Here is a 17,125-nt window from a genome sequence, read left to right as displayed (position 1 = left end):
TGCACAGACTTCGAAACCTGCGGGGTCCCTGTGGGAGGTACTGCACAGACTTCGGAACCTATGGGGTCCCTGTGGGAGGTACTGCACAGACTTCGGAACCTGCGGGGCCCCTGTGGGAGCGGGTTTACCCGCGAAGAGGCCGGTACAGGCTAATGCTGAGCCTTGGGCAGCACCGCCAGAAAGTTATCCCGCGCCACCTTATTGGCTACTTCTTCCGGCAAGGCATCCAGAAACGGCCTGAACCCGTGCATCTGCTCCCCCAGGCTGCCAAACCGCCCCACCACATCCGACCCCAGCATGAACCGCTCCGGGTACTGTTCGACCAACGCCAGCCATTCCTTGCGCGGCACGCCCTTGTCGTCCAGCAGATAAGGCTGCAACACACTCCACGACAGGTCCACATACAGGTTTGGGTAATCCTCCAGCAACCGCGTCAGCACCGGCAGCAGGAAGTCCATCTGCGTCTGGTGCCGGTGAATTTCCATGCTGCTGCCGGCATGCGCCCAGATGAAGCGCGTGTGCGGGTGGTTGCGCAGCGGCTCTTCGATCTCCGCCAGGTACAGCGGGTTGCGCTCGCGCTTGGAGGTGATGTTGGAATGCAGGAGCACCGGGAGGTCGCGCTCGGCCGCCAGGTGGTAGATGCGCGTCATGGCTTCGTTATTGGCCCGCGGTGTATCGCCACTGGTCAGCGCAGTCAGGTCGTCATGCCGGGTAAACACCTCGCCGATCCCTTGCCACAGCCCCGGGTTAAGTTCGAGCATGCGCTCGATATGGCTGACAGCATTCTTGTCCACTGGATTGAAACCGGTCAGAAAAGGATGGAAACGTTTTCGCTGCTCGGCCGGCAGCTTTTCCAACGCGGCAGCGACATAGGTATCGGTGGCGCTATACCAATAGGCATCAGCGTCGTCGCCGGCGTAATAGCGCGGGCGCTTGGGCTCGTCTTCGTGCCATTTCTTAGCGACCGGAATACCAGAAATCATCGAGTGCTCGACACCCGCCTGATCCATGGCCTTGATCAGCGCCGGCATGCCCTCGGTCTCCTGGAAAAAGTCCACGTAGTGCAAATGGGCATCGCTGTAGCGGTAGTCACGAGCCTGTGCCGCCTGGCATAGCCAGCCAGACAACAGCATGCAGGCCAGCGCTCTGGCAATCATGGGCGTGCTCCTTCTCCATGCATGAACAGGGTAGACCGGGCAGCCAGCGCAACGGTTCAGCATTGCCCGGCAAACCGCTATGCTTGGGGCATTTCCACCTCGCCTGGAGCCCACCATGAGCAGCCCCCTGATCATCCGCCCACGCGCCGAATCGGTCGAGGGCCAACCGATCCTGCGCCCGCTGCCCTCGGCCCAGTGTCGCAGCGTCGGCCCGTTCGTGTTTTTCGACCATATGCTCGAGACCGACTATGCGCCGGGCCATGGCATGGATATCCGCCAGCACCCGCATATCGGCCTGTCCACCCTGACCTATCTGTTCGAAGGCGCGATCCTGCACAAGGACAGCCTTGGCTCGGAGCAGCGCGTACTGCCTGGTGATGTGAGCTGGATGACCGCCGGCAAAGGGGTAGCGCATGTCGAGCGTACACCTGTGGACGCCTTGGCCCATGGCTCACGCCTGCATGGGCTGCAGGTGTGGCTGGCCTCTCCCCAGGCACTCGAACAAGGCGAACCGAGCTACAGCCACCACCCCGCGGCGAGCTTGCCGGTCAGTGACAACCTGGGCGTGCGTATCTGCATGATTGCCGGCAGCGGGTTCTGCCTGGAGTCACCGGTGCCGGTGCTCTCCCCTACCCTTTATGCGCATGTGCTGATGCAGCCGGCCACCACCTTGGTGGTTCCTGACGAACATGCGCAGCGGGCGCTGTATCTGCTCGACGGCGAGCTGTTCATGGACGGCGAGCAGGTCGAGGCTTGTAGCCTGATCGTGCTGGCGGAAGGGGAAGAGGTCACGCTGTATGCCGAGGAGGAGTGCCAACTGGTGCTCATTGGCGGCGAGCCGCTGGATGGCCCGCGGCGGATGAACTGGAATTTTTTGGCCAGTGATGTGGAGTTGATCGAGCAGGCACGGGCCAAGTGGGCAGCGGGGGATTGGCCGACGGTGCCTGGGGAAACGTCGAGAATCGAGTTACCTCGCTGAATTGGGGCCGCTTTGCGGCCCCATGCAATGTCAGCGCTGGAACACTTCGGTGAGCAGGTTGTGCATCGAGCGGAACGCCCGCTCAGAGGTACGGCGGTCGTACTGCATCTTGCCCGGCACATTGGCATTCGGGTCAGTGAACGAATGCACCGCACCACCGTAGCTCAGCAACTGCCAATCCACCTTGGCCGCATTCATCTCCTCCTCGAACGCCGGCAGTTGCTCCTTCGGCACCAGCGGATCGGCAGCGCCATGCAGCACCAGCACCGAGCCCTTGATGCGCTTGGCGTCTTCCGGGTTCGGCGTATCAAGCGTGCCGTGGAACGACACCGCCGCCCTCAGGTCGGCACCGGTACGGGCCAGTTCCAAGGCGCAGCAACCGCCGAAGCAGAAGCCGAAGGTGGCGACCTTGCCTGGCTCCAGTAACGCTTTGGACTGCGCCAGCAGCTGCGACAACGCCTCGTTCATGCGCTTGCGCAGCTCGGCCCGGTCATTTTTCAGCGGCATCATCGCCGCGCCAGCCTCATCCGCATTGGACGGGCGTACCGACTGCCCATACAGGTCGGCAATCAGCACCACGTAACCCTTTTCGGCCACTTCCTTGGCAATGCGCTCGGCGCCTTCGCCAATACCCATCCAGTTCGGCGCCATCACCAGGCCGGGCTTTGGCAGCGCACCCGGCTCGTAGACCAGGCGGCTCTCATAAGTCTTGCCGGACAGGTGATAGACCAGCGATTCGACGATTACCTTGCTCATCAAGCACTCCTTAGGCACTTTTTCATAAAACAACCCGCCATGAAAAAAGCCCGCCGAAGCGGGCTTTCCTATGCATCAACTCAAGCAGACAGCTCGACCAGCAGCTTGTTCAGGCGACGAACGTAAGCCGCCGGGTCCTTCAGGCTGTCACCGGCCGCCAGCGCGGCCTGATCGAAGAGGATGTGCGACAGCTCGGCGAAACGGTCTTCGCTCTGCTCGTTGTCCAGCTTCTCGATCAACGGGTGAGTCGGGTTGAATTCGAAGATCGGCTTCGAGTCCGGCACCTTCTGCCCGCTGGCTTCCAGGATCTGGCGCATCTGCAGGCCCAGGTCCTGTTCGCCGATGGCCAGAATCGCCGGCGAGTCGGTCAGGCGGTGCGACACCCGCACTTCGGCCACGCTGTCACCCAATGCACCTTTCAGACGCTCGACCAGGCCTTCTTTGTTCTTGGCGACTTCTTCCTGGGCCTTCTTGTCCTCTTCCGAGTCCAGCTTGCCCAGGTCCAGGTCGCCACGGGCGACGTCGACGAATGCCTTGCCGTCGAACTCGTTGAGGTAGCTCATCAGCCACTCGTCGATACGGTCGGTCAGCAGCAGTACCTCTATACCCTTCTTGCGGAAGACTTCCAGGTGCGGGCTGTTCTTGACCTGCGCGTAAGACTCGCCGGTGAGGTAGTAGATCTTGTCCTGGCCTTCCTTGGCGCGAGCCAGGTAATCGGCCAAGGCAACGCTCTGCTCGCCACTGTCGTCCTGGGTGGAGGCGAAGCGCAGCAGGCCAGCGATCTTTTCCTTGTTGGCGAAGTCTTCAGCCGGGCCTTCCTTCAGCACCTGGCCGAAGTTTTTCCAGAAGCCCTTGTACTGCTCAGGCTCGTTCTTGGCCAGCTTCTCCAGCATGTCCAGCACACGCTTGGTCAGCGCGGTCTTCATCGAGTCGATGATCGGGTCTTTCTGCAGAATTTCGCGGGATACGTTCAGCGACAGGTCATTGGAGTCGACCACACCCTTGATGAAACGCAGGTACAGCGGCAGGAACGACTCGGCCTGGTCCATGATGAACACGCGCTGCACATACAGCTTCAGGCCGCGCGGTGCTTCGCGCTGGTACAGGTCGAACGGTGCACGGGCCGGTACATACAGCAGCGAGTTGTATTCGAGCTTGCCTTCGACCTTGTTGTGGCTCCAGGCCAGCGGGTTCTCGAAGTCATGACCGATGTGCTTGTAGAACTCCTGGTATTCCTCGTCCTTCACCTCGGAGCGCGAACGGGTCCACAGGGCGCTGGCGCGGTTGACGGTTTCCCATTCCTGCGCAGGTTTTTCTTCACCCTCGGCGGCTTCGGCCTGCTCCTTGGGCAGCTCAATCGGCAGGGCAATGTGGTCGGAGTACTTCTTGACCACGTTGCGCAGGCGCCAGCCATCGGCGAATTCCTGCTCGTCCTTCTTCAGGTGCAGAACGATGCGGGTACCGCGCTGCGGCTTGTCGATGGTGGCGACTTCGAACTCGCCCTCACCTTTGGACGACCAGTGCACGCCTTCGGCGGCCGGCTGGCCGGCGCGCCGGCTGTAGACGTCGACCTTGTCGGCGACGATGAAGGCCGAATAGAAGCCCACACCGAACTGACCGATCAGGTGCGAATCCTTCTTCTGGTCACCGGTAAGGTTTTTCATGAAGTCGGCGGTGCCGGACTTGGCGATGGTGCCCAGGTGGGCAATGACATCTTCGCGGCTCATGCCGATGCCGTTGTCCTCGAGGGTCACGGTACCGGCGTCCTTGTCGAAGCTGAGGCGGATCTTCAGGTCGGCGTCGCCCTCGAGCAGCTCTGGCTTGGCCAGGGCCTCGAAGCGCAGCTTGTCGGCGGCGTCGGAGGCATTGGAGATCAGCTCACGGAGGAAGATCTCCTTGTTCGAGTACAGCGAATGGATCATGAGGTGCAGCAGTTGCTTCACCTCGGTCTGGAAGCCCAGCGTTTCTTTTTGAGTCTCCACACTCATGGTCTTCAAAACTCCGATCTGATGGCAGTGGCGCCTGGCGGCCGATATGGCCTGCCTTAACGGCGGATGTCATGCAGATGGGGGCTGCCCGGACGATTTCAAGGGCTTTTCCGGTTCGATCTTGAAATGTGCGCGAGCAGTGGCGATCGGCGACTGCCGGTCTGCCTGCCAGGCGGTGATGGCGACATTGGTCACCCGCCGCCCCTGACGCCACAACTGGCAATGGGCGTAGGTATCGCGAAAATGCCCGGCACGCAGGTAGTCGATGGAGAAATCGATGATCTTCGGAATGCTCGCGCTCTCGCTGTAGATCAGCAGGTACAGGGCCGCGGAAAGCTCCATGAAGCCGGCAATGACGCCACCATGGATGGCCGGCAGCAACGGGTTGCCGATGTTGTCCTGGCTGGCCGGCAGGCGGAACAGCAAGTCGTCGCCATCGCGCTGGCACTCGATGCCGATCAGGCCGGCGTATGGGATCAAGGCCAGCAAGGGACCGTAGTCACCCACCGCGTGAGCCGCGTTCAACTGCCTGCGAACGTCTTCAGGGATCATGCCCCACCCTCCTTCAGGCTGCTGCCGAAACGGATGCCACCCTTGATCTCCTGACCCAGGCGCATGAAGGTCCCTACCGCATGGCAGATCGGCTGCCCAGGGTCGTCCTGATAGGCCGTGCCGCGGGTGAAAATGACGTCGCGGGTCACGCGATAGCACTGGGCATGGCCGTAAATCGGCTTGCCCGGTACCGCGGTGTGCATGTAGTCGATACGCAGATCCAGCGTCGGGCACACCTCGAAGCGTGGCAGCACGCACAAGGTGGCCATGCCACACGTGGTATCCATCAACGTGGTCAACGCCCCGCCATGCACCGCGCCGGTTTGTGGGTTGCCGACGATCGCCGGCGACCAGGGCATGACCAACGTCATGCCGTCGCTGTCGGCCTGGGCCACGCGCATCTGCAACAACTGGCAATGTTTCAATGCTGAAAGAAAGCGTTCGGCCATGGCCTGCAAGCTTGAATCGTTCATACGCTGCTTCCGTGATCACTGCAGTGGCGGCATAAAACCGGTAAAAAGTCTATATAGCACGGGGTGTTATATATCTTTAAAACGCGTGGAACTTATTCCGCATGACTGAACTCGAAGGAACAACTCACTTATTCACCAAGAGGAAACACCCCCATGCGTAAACCTTTTGCTTTTGCTCTGATGCTGGCTGCTGCCATGGGCCTGGCTGCTTGCGATAAAGCGAGCGAAGACAAAGCCCAAGACGCACAAGAACATCGTGAACAAGCCCAGGAAAAGATGGGTGATGCTCAGGATAAGATGAACGACGCCGCCAAGGAAAACGCCGAAGCTGCCAAAGATCAGGCCGAAGCCGAGCAGAAGGCCGCCGAAGAGGCCGCCCCAGCTACTCCTGCGCCGTCAACTGCGCCTGCAGAACCTGCCAAGCAGTAATCGACCCAAACAAAAAAACCCGACATCGTCGGGTTTTTTTGTGCCTGCTTTTAGTGAGTTAAACGTTTCAGTTAATGCTGTTGGAACTTTCCCTGGGCACTTCTGTCATCGCACTCTCAGTGGGGGTGAACACCATCACGTCCAATACATCGGAATGGAACTCCCGCCGATACAGAATCAGCACGACACCCACACTCACGACCATGAACAGCCAGGGGCTGATGAACCAGGTAAGCATGGCCATCCCGAAGTAATAAGAGCGCAGGCCAAAGTTGAATTGGTTGGCTGCAAGGGACAGCACCCGTGCTGCGCGCGAAGCGAAAGCCTTGCGCTCCAGTTCATTGACCTGGCGCTCACCGATCATAGGCGCGGACCCCACCAGCACTGCAGCAAAGTTGTACTGACGCATGCACCAGCTGAAGGTGAAGAAGGCGTAGACAAAGACCATTGCCAGGCACAGCAGCTTGATCTCCGACATGCCTTGGGACGCCTGCTGCACCAGAGGCAGGTCCGCCAGCAGTGACAGCGCGCGATCCGAAGCACCCAGCACGGTGAGAATACCAGCGAGGATGATCAGAGTACTGGAGGCGAAGAACGAGGCATTGCGCTCCAGGTTACCGATCACGCTGGCGTCGGCGATGCGGTTGTCGCGCAGTAGCATACGGCGCATCCAGTCTTCCCGGTACAGGTGCAGCACGCTGGCCAGGCACGCGGTGTCGCGGCCCTTCCAAATGGCATAGCGGGTGTAACCGCCCCAGCAGAGGGCGAACCAGCAGACAGCCAGGAGGTTGTGGAGGTTGCTTTGGATGAAGTTCATGCAGAATTCCCGAAGGCCAGGTGCACAAAGAATAGTGACCGGATTTCGACGCCTACAAGCGGTAAAAGGCACAAACATGAAACGAAAAAGCCCCGCATCCTTTCAGATGCGGGGCTTTCGAGTCTCCACCTTTGGCGAGCACCCTACGGCTTGTGGCCGGTGCCGCCCTCAGGCTTCAACTGCTCAGGCCAACGCTTCGCGCGGCTTGCCGAGCATGCGGTCGCAGGCCACGGCGCCGATCAGTGTCACGACCGAAGGCACCAGCCAGGCCAGGCCCTGATCACTCAGCGGCAGGTGCGCCATGACGTCTGGCAGCACGTGGGCGATGTCGCTGCCCTTGATCGCGTCGACGATACCGAACACCAGCGAAACCAGCATCACTGGAGCCAGGATGCGAGTCGGCGAATTCCACAGGTCCTTCACGAAGCTCAGGCCCACCACCACGATGCACGGCGGATAGATCGCGGTCAGCACCGGGATCGAGAACATGATCAGCTTGGTCAGGCCCAGGTTGGAAATCAGCAGCGAGAAGCCTGCCAGGATCACCACCAGTGCACGGTACGACAGCGGCAGAATCTGGCTGAAGTATTCGGCGCAGGCGCAGGTCAGGCCAACGGCAGTCACCAGGCACGCCAGGGCGATCAGCACGGCAAGGAAGCCGCTGCCCAGGGAACCGAAGGTGTGCTGTACATAAGCGTGCAGAACAGCGGCACCGTTGGTGGCATCGGCGGCGATATCGTGGCTGCCGGCACCCAGGCGGAACAGGCTGATGTACACCAGGGCCAGGCCGACACCGGCGATCAGGCCGGCGATGATGGCATAGCGGGTGATCAGCTTCGGCGACTCGACACCGCGCGAGCGGATGGCGTTGACGATGACGATACCGAATACCAGGGCACCAAGGGTGTCCATGGTCAGGTAGCCATCGGAAAAGCCTTTGGAGAACGCAGCGGCGGCATAGGCCGGCTGTGCTTCACCGATGGTCCCGGCTGGCAAGGCGAAGGCAGCGATACCCAGCACCGCCAGGGCGATGATCTTCAGCGGCGCGAGGAAGCGGCCGACAGTGTCAAGCAGCTTGCCCGGGTACATGGACACGGCCAGTACCACGACGAAGTACACCAGGCTGTAGATGAACAACGCTGTCGGGCTTTCACCGGTCAACGGCGCCACGCCCACTTCGAACGACACGGTCGCGGTACGCGGCGTCGCGAACAGCGGGCCGACCGACAGGTAGCACACGGCCGCCAGCAGGCCACCGAAGAACTTGCCGATCGGACTGCTCAGGGCGTCCATACCACCACCGACCTTGGCCAGGGCGACCACGGTGATGACCGGCAGGCCCACGGCGGTAACCAGGAAGCCCAGGGCCGCCATCCATACGTGCGGGCCAGACTGCAGTCCAACGATAGGCGGGAAGATGATGTTGCCAGCGCCTACGAAAAGCGCAAACGTCATAAAGCCAAGCGCCAGGATATCCTGGCCTTTGAGAACTTTCATTTAAGGTAGTACCACACTGCTGAAATCGGGATTCGAGAGGGGATTTCCCTTTGGATGAGGGGAAATGCTGCCCGGCTTGATAGGCCAGACCCGTTTAGCGTGTCGTTCCCTTTTGGGGTACGGGCACAGAGTGAACGCGTAGATTAACCGTTTTACCCGGTAAACGCACTGATACAGTGCTGCTTGTCCGATGTGCGTACATGTTTGTCGTCTGTGTGACCGGAGACAGTAGGAATTATCACCGTATTGAAACGTTCGTCTGCTTCAAAATTCCTATGGTACCCATCGAAATTCCGCATTGCCTGTGCCGGCCTCTTCGCGGGTAAACCCGCTCCCACAGGTACCTCACAAGTATCAAGGCTAGTGATTTTCCTGTGGGAGCGGGCGTGCCCGCGAAGAGGCCGGTGCAGCTCCCCCCCCGAAAACGACAAAGGCCACCCGAAGGTGGCCTCTGTGCGCGTGGGGGGATGTAGCAGGTATTACTTCTTGGCTTCCCAGCCGGTCAGCTCGGCCAAGGCCTTGCCGATATCAGCCAGGGAACGCACGGTCTTCACACCAGCGTCCTGCAGCGCGGCGAACTTCTCGTCCGCAGTGCCTTTGCCGCCGGAAATGATGGCGCCAGCGTGGCCCATACGCTTGCCCGCAGGTGCGGTAACACCCGCGATGTAGGAAACGACTGGCTTGGTGACGTTGGCCTTGATGTAGGCCGCAGCTTCTTCTTCAGCCGAACCGCCGATCTCACCGATCATGACGATCGCTTCGGTCTTCGGGTCTTCCTGGAACAGCTTCAGGATGTCGATGAAGTTGGAGCCTGGAATCGGGTCGCCACCGATGCCCACGCAAGTCGACTGGCCGAAGCCGGCGTCGGTGGTCTGCTTGACCGCTTCGTAGGTCAGGGTGCCGGAACGCGAAACGATACCGACCTTGCCTGGCAGGTGGATGTGGCCTGGCATGATGCCGATCTTGCACTCGCCCGGAGTGATGACGCCTGGGCAGTTAGGGCCGATCAGGGTCACGCCCAGTTCGTCGCACTTGACCTTGGCATCCAGCATGTCCAGGGTAGGAATGCCTTCGGTGATGCAGACGATCAGCTTGATGCCGCCGAATGCCGCTTCCAGGATCGAGTCCTTGCAGAACGGAGCCGGAACGTAGATGACCGAAGCGTCAGCGCCGGTGGCTTCTACGGCTTCTTTCACAGTGTTGAACACTGGCAGGCCCAGGTGGGTGGTGCCACCCTTGCCTGGAGTAACGCCGCCGACCATCTTGGTGCCGTAGGCGATGGCTTGTTCGGAGTGGAACGTACCCTGCGAGCCGGTGAAGCCCTGGCAGATGACTTTGGTGTCTTTATTGATCAGGACGCTCATTACTTGCCCTCCGCAGCTTTGACAACTTGTTGAGCAGCGTCGGTCAGGCTGGTTGCCGCAATGATGTTCAAACCGCTTTCTGCCAGTACTTTAGCGCCCAGTTCGGCGTTGTTGCCTTCAAGGCGAACGACAACCGGAACTTTAACGCCGACTTCTTTCACTGCACCGATGATGCCTTCGGCAATCATGTCGCAGCGAACGATGCCACCGAAGATGTTGACCAGAACAGCCGCGACATTGCTGTCGGACAGAATGATCTTGAACGCTTCGGTAACGCGTTCTTTGGTCGCGCCGCCGCCCACGTCGAGGAAGTTGGCTGGCTTGCCGCCGTGCAGGTTGACGATGTCCATGGTACCCATGGCCAGGCCGGCACCGTTGACCATGCAGCCGATGTTGCCTTCGAGGGCAACGTAGTTCAGTTCGAACTTGGCAGCGTGGGCTTCACGGGCGTCGTCCTGCGACGGGTCGTGGAAAGTCTTCAGCTTAGGCTGACGGTACATGGCGTTGGCGTCGATGTTGATCTTGGCATCGAGGCAGTGCAGGTCGCCATCGGCCTTGATCACCAGCGGGTTCACTTCCAGCAGGGCCAGATCGTGGTCCTTGAACAGCTTGGCCAGGCCAACGAAGATCTTGGCGAACTGTTGAACTTGCTTGCCTTCCAGACCCAGCTGGAACGCCAGCTCACGACCCTGGAACGGCTGAGCGCCAACCAGTGGGTCGATGGTAGCCTTGAGGATCTTCTCAGGAGTTTCGTGAGCGACTTTCTCGATGTCCACGCCACCTTCGGTGGAAGCCATGAACACGATACGGCGGCTCGAACGATCCACTACAGCGCCCAGGTACAGCTCTTTGGCGATGTCAGTGCAGGACTCGACCAGGATCTTGGAGACTGGTTGACCGTTGGCGTCAGTCTGGTAGGTCACCAGATTCTTGCCCAACCACTGCGCAGCGAACGCCTTGGCGTCTTCCTTGCTGCGAACCAGCTTGACGCCGCCCGCTTTACCGCGACCACCCGCGTGGACCTGAGCCTTGACGACCCATTCCGAACCGCCGATCTTGTCGCAGGCTTCAGCCGCTTGCTCAGGGGTATCGACAGCGAAACCCTTGGAAACTGGCAGGCCGTATTCAGCGAACAGCTGCTTACCCTGATACTCGTGAAGATTCATGCTTTTTACCGTCTTCGTTAGGTACTGCGCTTCGGCGCTGCGCCTTTGCTGGCGCCGCACCACCTGTGACCATTGACCCCGGGTTTTCCCGTGTAGTCCGGTCCGGCGGACGTTCCGCGGTGAGTCATGCACGCAAGACTCACGACGGGCAGCCCGCCGTGGTTTCTTATAATTAACGCTTCTTACGGTTGGCCACGTGAATGGCGCCGCCATTCACTGCCAGCGCTGCTTCATGCAGCGCTTCGGACAGGGTTGGATGGCTGAAGACCATCATGCCCAGATCCTCGGCACTGGTGCCGAATTCCATTGCGATTGCGCCCTGCTGTACCAGTTCGGCAGCGGATGGGCCAATCACGTGAACGCCCAGCACGCGGTCGGTCTTGGCATCGGCGATGACCTTGACGAAACCACCGGTATCGTTGGCTGCCATCGCACGGCCGCTGGCCGCGAACGGGAAGGTGCCTACGTTAACCTCAACACCCTCGGCCTTCAAGGCTTGTTCGGTCTTGCCAACCCACGCAATTTCCGGGTGGGTGTAGATGACCGACGGGATCAGGTCGTAGTTCATCTGAGCCTTGTGGCCCTTGATGCGCTCGACAACCATGATGCCCTCTTCCGAGGCCTTGTGCGCCAGCATCATGCCACGCACCACGTCACCGATGGCGTATACGCCAGGAACGCTGGTAGCGCAGTAGTCGTCGACGAAGATGTAGCCACGTTCGTCGATGGTAACGCCGCTGTCGGAAGCCAGCAGATCAGTGGTCACGGGGCGACGGCCGACCGCGACGATCAGCTTGTCGAAGGTGATCTTCTGCTCGCCTTCGGCGTTGGTGTAGGTCACTTCGACTTCGTTGCCGTTGACTTTCGAGCCGGTGACGCGGGCACCCAGCTTGATGTCCAGGCCTTGCTTGGTCAGGGTTTTCTGGGCTTCTTTCGACACGGCGGTGTCGGCAGCCATCAGGAAGGTGTCCAGCGCTTCCAGGACGGTGACTTCAGCCCCCAGGCGAGCCCATACCGAGCCCAGCTCCAGGCCGATCACGCCAGCACCGATCACGCCCAGGCGCTTCGGTACCGATTGGAATTCCAGGGCGCCGGTGGAGTCGACGATGACGTTCTGGTCGACCGGAGCCGGCGGAATGTCGATCGGACGCGAACCGGAAGCGAGGATGACATTCTCGGCTTCAATGACTTCGGTGGTGCCGTCAGCCTGGGTGACTTCAACCTTCTTGCCAGCCAGCAGTTTGCCGTGGCCCTGGATCGAAGTAACGCCGTTGGCCTTGAACAGGGTGGCAACGCCACCGGTCAGGTTCTTGACGATGCCCGCCTTGCGGCCAACCATCGCGGCGACGTCCATCTTCACTTCACCCGTGGAGATACCGTGGACGTTGAAGCTCTCTTTGGCTTCCTTGTACTTCCAGGAGCTGTCCAGCAGCGCCTTGGACGGAATGCAGCCTACGTTCAGGCAGGTGCCGCCCAGGGCCAGCTTGCCCTCGGCGTCGGTGTACTTCTCGATACAGGCAGTCTTCAGACCAAGTTGTGCGGCCTTGATGGCAGCAACATAGCCGCCAGGGCCTGCACCAATTACCACTACGTCGAATTTCTGGGTCATAAAAGATTCCTTATCAGCTACAAGCTACAGGCCGCGGACCGCGCGGCATGGCTTCTCGCGAAGCCAGGGCCGGCACGGTACGCAGCCAGAGGGTTAGATGTCCAGCAGCAGGCGAGACGGATCTTCCAGCAGGTTCTTGATGGTGACCAGGAAGGTTACCGCTTCCTTGCCATCGATCAGGCGGTGATCGTAGGACAGTGCCAGGTACATCATCGGGCGGATAACCACTTGGCCGTTGATGGCCATCGGGCGCTGGATGATGTTGTGCATGCCCAGGATGGCAGCCTGTGGCGGGTTGACGATCGGGGTCGACATCATCGAGCCGAAAGTGCCGCCGTTGGTGATGGTGAAGGTACCACCGGTCATCTCTTCGATGGCCAGCTTGCCGTCACGGGCCTTCTTGCCGAAGGTGGCGATGCCGTTCTCGATTTCAGCCAGGCTCATCGATTCCGCGTTACGCAGAACCGGTACCACCAGGCCACGGTCGCTCGACACGGCAACGCCGACGTCGGCATAGCCGTGGTAGACGATGTCGTTGCCGTCGATCGAGGCGTTGACAGCCGGGAAACGCTTCAGCGCTTCGGTGGCCGCCTTGACGAAGAACGACATGAAGCCCAGGCGTACGCCGTTGTGGGTCTTCTCGAACAGGTCCTTGTACTTCGAACGCAGGGCCATGACTTCGGTCATGTCGACTTCGTTGAAGGTGGTCAGCATGGCCATGTTCGACTGGGCTTCGACCAGACGCTCGGCGATCTTGGCGCGCAGACGGGTCATCGGCACGCGCTTCTCGGTGCGGTCGCCAGCGGCAACGACAACCGGGGCAGCAGCGGCGGCGGCAGGCTTGGCCGCTGGGGCCGGAGCCGACTTCTTGTTGGCGACGGCGGCAACGACGTCTTCCTTGGTGATGCGGCCGCCTTTGCCAGTGCCGGCAACGGCAGCCAGATCAATACCGCTCTCTTCAGCCAGCTTGCGAGCGGCAGGAGCTGCGATCGGGTCGTCTTCGCCAGCGTCGGCGGCAGCAGCGGCTGGAGTAGCGGCGGCCGGTGCAGCTGCAGGCGCGGCGGCAGCAGCGCCACCTTCAACGATCGAACCCAGTACTTCGTCGGACAGGACGGTGTCGCCCTCGCCCTTGACGATAGCGCCCAGCACGCCGTCGGCGGTAGCCAGAACTTCCAGGACGACCTTGTCGGTCTCGATGTCGACGATCAGCTCGTCACGCTTGACGGCGTCGCCCGGCTGCTTGTGCCAGGTGGCAACGGTGCCATCGGCAACCGATTCCGGGAAGGTTGGGGCTTTGATCTCGATAGCCATTATCTGTGTTTCCTTAAATTCGGTTTCAGGTGCGCGAAGGCATTAAACAGTGAAGGCGTCTTGCAGCAGTTTTTCCTGCTGCTCGGCGTGCTTCGATGCGTAACCACAGGCTGGCGCGGCGGAAGCGTCGCGGCCGGCGTATTCCAGGACCAGCGCCTTGTTGTGGCGGCCCAGGATACGGCGCATGTGGTGCTGACTGCTGTACCAGGCGCCCTGGTTCATCGGTTCTTCCTGGCACCAGACCGCATGCTTGAGGTTGGTGTATTGCGCCAGGATTTCGACCAGGTCGTCCTCAGGGAACGGATACAGCTGCTCCAGACGCAGGATCGCGATGTCTTCGCGGCCTTCGGCACGGCGTTTTTCCAGCAGGTCGTAGTAGACCTTGCCGCTGCACAGCACCAGGCGCTCTACCTTGGCCGGGTCGAGGTTGTCGATTTCCGGGATCACGGTCTGGAACGAGCCTTCTGCCAGGTCTTCCAGGGTCGAGATGGCCAGCTTGTGGCGCAGCAGCGACTTCGGCGTCAGGACTACCAGCGGCTTGCGCAGCGGGCGGATGACCTGGCGACGCAGCAGGTGGTAGATCTGTGCAGGGGTGGTCGGTACGCAGACCTGGATGTTGTGCTCGGCGCACAGCTGCAGGTAACGCTCCAGACGCGCGGAGGAGTGCTCCGGGCCCTGCCCTTCATAACCGTGTGGCAGCAGCATGGTCAGACCGCACAGGCGGCCCCACTTATGCTCGCCGCTGGTGATGAACTGGTCGATCACGACCTGGGCACCATTGGCGAAGTCACCGAACTGGGCTTCCCAGATCACCAGCGCATTCGGCGTGGTGGTCGAGTAGCCGTATTCGAAGGCCAGTACCGCTTCTTCCGACAGGAAGGAGTCGTACAGGTCGAAACGCGGCTGGCCCGGGAACAGGTTCTTCAGCGGTACGTAGGTGCTGGCGTCCTTCTGGTTGTGCAGCACCGCGTGACGGTGCGAGAAGGTGCCACGGCCGATGTCCTGACCGGTCATGCGGATCGGGTGACCTTCGAACTGCAGGGTGGCGTAAGCCATGGTCTCTGCATAACCCCAGTTGATCGGCAAGCCACCGGCCTGCATCTTCTGACGGTCTTCGTAGATCTTCGCGACCTGACGCTGTACGACGAAGCCTTCCGGAAGTTCCAGCAGCTTGGCCGACAGGTCCTGGAGGGTCTTGAGGTCGAAGCGGGTGTCGTGACGCGCGGTCCAGGCATGGCCCAGGTACGGACGCCAGTCGACGAACAGCTCGCGGTTCGGCTCCTTGACCAGGCTCTTCACCACGTGCAGGCCGTTGTCCAGGGCGTTGCGGTACTCGTCGATCTTGGCCTGAGCGCGCTCGGCCTCGATACGGCCCGCCTGGATCAGCGAATCGGCATACAGTTCACGGGTGGTGCGCTGCTTGGTGATCTGCTGGTACATCAAAGGCTGGGTGCCGTTCGGCTCGTCGGCCTCGTTGTGGCCGCGGCGACGGTAGCAGACCAGGTCGATGACCACGTCACGCTTGAACTGCATGCGGTAATCGATGGCCAGCTGGGTCACGAACAGTACGGCTTCCGGATCATCACCGTTGACGTGCAGGATCGGCGCCTGAATCATCTTGGCAACGTCGGTGGCGTACTCGGTGGAGCGCGCATCCAGCGGGTTGCTGATGGTGAAACCAACCTGGTTGTTGATCACGATGTGCACGGTGCCGCCGGTCTTGAAACCGCGGGTCTGCGACATCTGGAAGGTTTCCATGACCACGCCCTGGCCGGCGAACGCAGCGTCGCCGTGGATCGAGATCGGCAGAACCTTGTCACCCACGGTATCGTTGCGGCGGTCCTGACGGGCGCGCACCGAACCTTCAACCACTGGCGAGACGATTTCCAGGTGGGACGGGTTGAACGCCATGGCCAGGTGAACTTCGCCACCCGGGGTCATCACGTTCGAAGAAAAGCCCTGGTGATACTTGACGTCACCGGAGCCCAGCTCGTTCATCTTCTTGCCTTCGAACTCGTCGAACAGCTCGCGCGGGTTCTTGCCGAAGGTGTTGACGAGCACGTTCAGGCGGCCACGGTGGGCCATGCCGATCACGACTTCCTTGACGCCGTAGGAGCCGGAACGCTGGATCATTTCGTCCAGCATCGGGATCAGGCTTTCGCCGCCCTCGAGGCCGAAACGCTTGGTGCCTGGATACTTGGTGCCCAGGTATTTCTCAAGGCCCTCACCGGCGGTCACGCGCTCGAGCAGGTGTGCCTGCACGTCGGCCGAGAATTCCGGACGGCCGCGCACGCTTTCCAGGCGCTGCTGGAACCAGCTGCGCTGTTCGGAATCGACGATGTGGGTGAACTCGGCGCCAATGGTGCGACAATATGTCTTCTGGAGTGCCTCGAAGATCTCGCGTAGGCTCGCCTCCTCTTTGCCGATGAACAGGTCGCCGGCACGGAAGGTCGTATCAAGATCGGCATTGGTCAAGCCGTAGTGATTGATCGACAGGTCTACAGGCGCAGGTCGCTGCCACAACCCCAACGGGTCGAGCTTGGCAGCCTGATGACCGCGCATACGATAGGCCTGGATCAGTCGCAGAACTTCAACCTGCTTCTTCTCGTGTTCTGTGCTCACGCTCCCGGCGGAAACCGGTTGGGCGCGGCGCTGGTTCTTTGCCAGCAGTACGAAATGGTCGCGGATCGTCGAGTGCGATACATCGGTAGCGGTGCTGCCGTCGGCGGGCAACTTCTGGAAGTAAGTGCGCCACTCTTCTGGCACAGCGTTAGGGTCGTGCAGGTAGAGTTCGTAGAGCTCTTCCACATATGCAGCGTTACCACCTGAAAGGTGGGCGCTTTCCCACATGCGCTGCATCACGCTTTCTTGCATGCTTGGTCACCCTCGGTTAGGGGACTGATCGGCGAGAGCCACAGCAAACCTGGAAAAGTCCGAATAAAGCGACTGAACCACGCCACTTGGATCCTGCTGATTTTCCGGGTACCAGCCCGGAAAGCCCCTGCTGGTCTCATATCTTCATAGGTA

The 17,125-nt window shown here is 60.7% G+C and carries 14 protein-coding genes; 2 read left to right on the top strand and 12 right to left on the bottom strand.

The features are described 5' to 3' along the window. Positions 1–149 precede the first annotated feature (149 nt). The gene (locus tag H040_RS26290) at positions 150–1,157 is read right to left on the bottom strand and encodes an amidohydrolase family protein (RefSeq protein WP_027921333.1); all 1,008 of its coding nucleotides are present in this window, start codon (positions 1,155–1,157) and stop codon (positions 150–152) included. 115 nt (positions 1,158–1,272) lie between these two features. On the opposite strand from H040_RS26290, the gene H040_RS26285 reads away from it, so the two are divergent. Continuing rightward, positions 1,273–2,136, top strand: a complete 864-nt coding sequence (locus H040_RS26285) for a pirin family protein (protein WP_027921332.1) — start codon at positions 1,273–1,275, stop codon at positions 2,134–2,136. Positions 2,137–2,166: 30 nt separating this feature from the next. On the opposite strand, the gene H040_RS26280 is transcribed toward H040_RS26285, so the two are convergent. The 4 genes from H040_RS26280 to H040_RS26265 form a co-directional block, all read right to left on the bottom strand. Beyond that, entirely contained in the window at positions 2,167–2,892 is a 726-nt protein-coding gene (locus tag H040_RS26280) for a dienelactone hydrolase family protein (protein ID WP_027921331.1), read from the bottom strand. An 80-nt stretch (positions 2,893–2,972) separates the two neighbouring features. Then, positions 2,973–4,880 (bottom strand): molecular chaperone HtpG, encoded by a 1,908-nt coding sequence (gene htpG / locus H040_RS26275; protein WP_027921330.1) that lies wholly within the window; start codon positions 4,878–4,880, stop codon positions 2,973–2,975. 69 nt (positions 4,881–4,949) lie between these two features. Further along, a complete protein-coding gene (locus H040_RS26270) occupies positions 4,950–5,432 on the bottom strand; it encodes a PaaI family thioesterase (protein WP_027921329.1) in 483 nt (160 codons plus the stop codon). Further along, the gene (locus H040_RS26265) at positions 5,429–5,905 is read right to left on the bottom strand and encodes a PaaI family thioesterase (RefSeq protein WP_027921328.1); all 477 of its coding nucleotides are present in this window, start codon (positions 5,903–5,905) and stop codon (positions 5,429–5,431) included. Before H040_RS26265 ends, H040_RS26270 begins: the two co-directional genes overlap by 4 nt. 153 nt (positions 5,906–6,058) lie before the next feature. On the opposite strand from H040_RS26265, the gene H040_RS26260 reads away from it, so the two are divergent. After that, complete coding sequence (locus H040_RS26260; protein WP_027921327.1) at positions 6,059–6,334, top strand: hypothetical protein; 276 nt, start codon at positions 6,059–6,061, stop codon at positions 6,332–6,334. 67 nt (positions 6,335–6,401) lie between these two features. Here the strand turns inward: H040_RS26260 and H040_RS26255 are convergent, their stop codons facing one another. The 7 genes from H040_RS26255 to H040_RS26220 all read right to left on the bottom strand — a co-directional run bounded on the left by H040_RS26255 (position 6,402) and on the right by H040_RS26220 (position 16,972). Then, positions 6,402–7,151: a DUF599 domain-containing protein gene (locus H040_RS26255; protein ID WP_027921326.1), complete on the bottom strand. Its 750-nt coding sequence runs from the start codon at positions 7,149–7,151 to the stop codon at positions 6,402–6,404. Between the two features lie 183 nt (positions 7,152–7,334). Next, a complete protein-coding gene (gene brnQ / locus H040_RS26250) occupies positions 7,335–8,648 on the bottom strand; it encodes a branched-chain amino acid transport system II carrier protein (protein WP_027921325.1) in 1,314 nt (437 codons plus the stop codon). Positions 8,649–9,127: 479 nt separating this feature from the next. Continuing rightward, positions 9,128–10,012 carry a succinate--CoA ligase subunit alpha gene (gene sucD / locus H040_RS26240; protein ID WP_016393102.1) on the bottom strand — a complete coding sequence of 295 codons (885 nt, stop codon included), beginning with the start codon at positions 10,010–10,012 and terminating at the stop codon, positions 9,128–9,130. Next, the gene (gene sucC / locus H040_RS26235) at positions 10,012–11,178 is read right to left on the bottom strand and encodes an ADP-forming succinate--CoA ligase subunit beta (RefSeq protein WP_011534748.1); all 1,167 of its coding nucleotides are present in this window, start codon (positions 11,176–11,178) and stop codon (positions 10,012–10,014) included. Before sucC ends, sucD begins: the two co-directional genes overlap by 1 nt. 172 nt (positions 11,179–11,350) lie before the next feature. Then, the gene (gene lpdA, locus H040_RS26230; RefSeq protein ID WP_027921324.1) at positions 11,351–12,787 is read right to left on the bottom strand and encodes a dihydrolipoyl dehydrogenase; all 1,437 of its coding nucleotides are present in this window, start codon (positions 12,785–12,787) and stop codon (positions 11,351–11,353) included. A gap of 93 nt (positions 12,788–12,880) precedes the next feature. Then, positions 12,881–14,098 carry a 2-oxoglutarate dehydrogenase complex dihydrolipoyllysine-residue succinyltransferase gene (gene odhB, locus H040_RS26225; RefSeq protein ID WP_027921323.1) on the bottom strand — a complete coding sequence of 406 codons (1,218 nt, stop codon included), beginning with the start codon at positions 14,096–14,098 and terminating at the stop codon, positions 12,881–12,883. A 42-nt stretch (positions 14,099–14,140) separates the two neighbouring features. Continuing rightward, a complete protein-coding gene (locus H040_RS26220; protein WP_027921322.1) occupies positions 14,141–16,972 on the bottom strand; it encodes a 2-oxoglutarate dehydrogenase E1 component in 2,832 nt (943 codons plus the stop codon). Between the last annotated feature and the right edge of the window lie 153 nt (positions 16,973–17,125).

This window comes from Pseudomonas sp. URMO17WK12:I7 (assembly GCF_003269045.1).
Classification (GTDB): Bacteria; Pseudomonadota; Gammaproteobacteria; order Pseudomonadales; family Pseudomonadaceae; genus Aquipseudomonas; species Aquipseudomonas putida_J.
The sequence above is the reverse complement of the archived record's forward strand: the minus strand, read 5'-3'. Positions and strand labels throughout refer to the sequence as shown.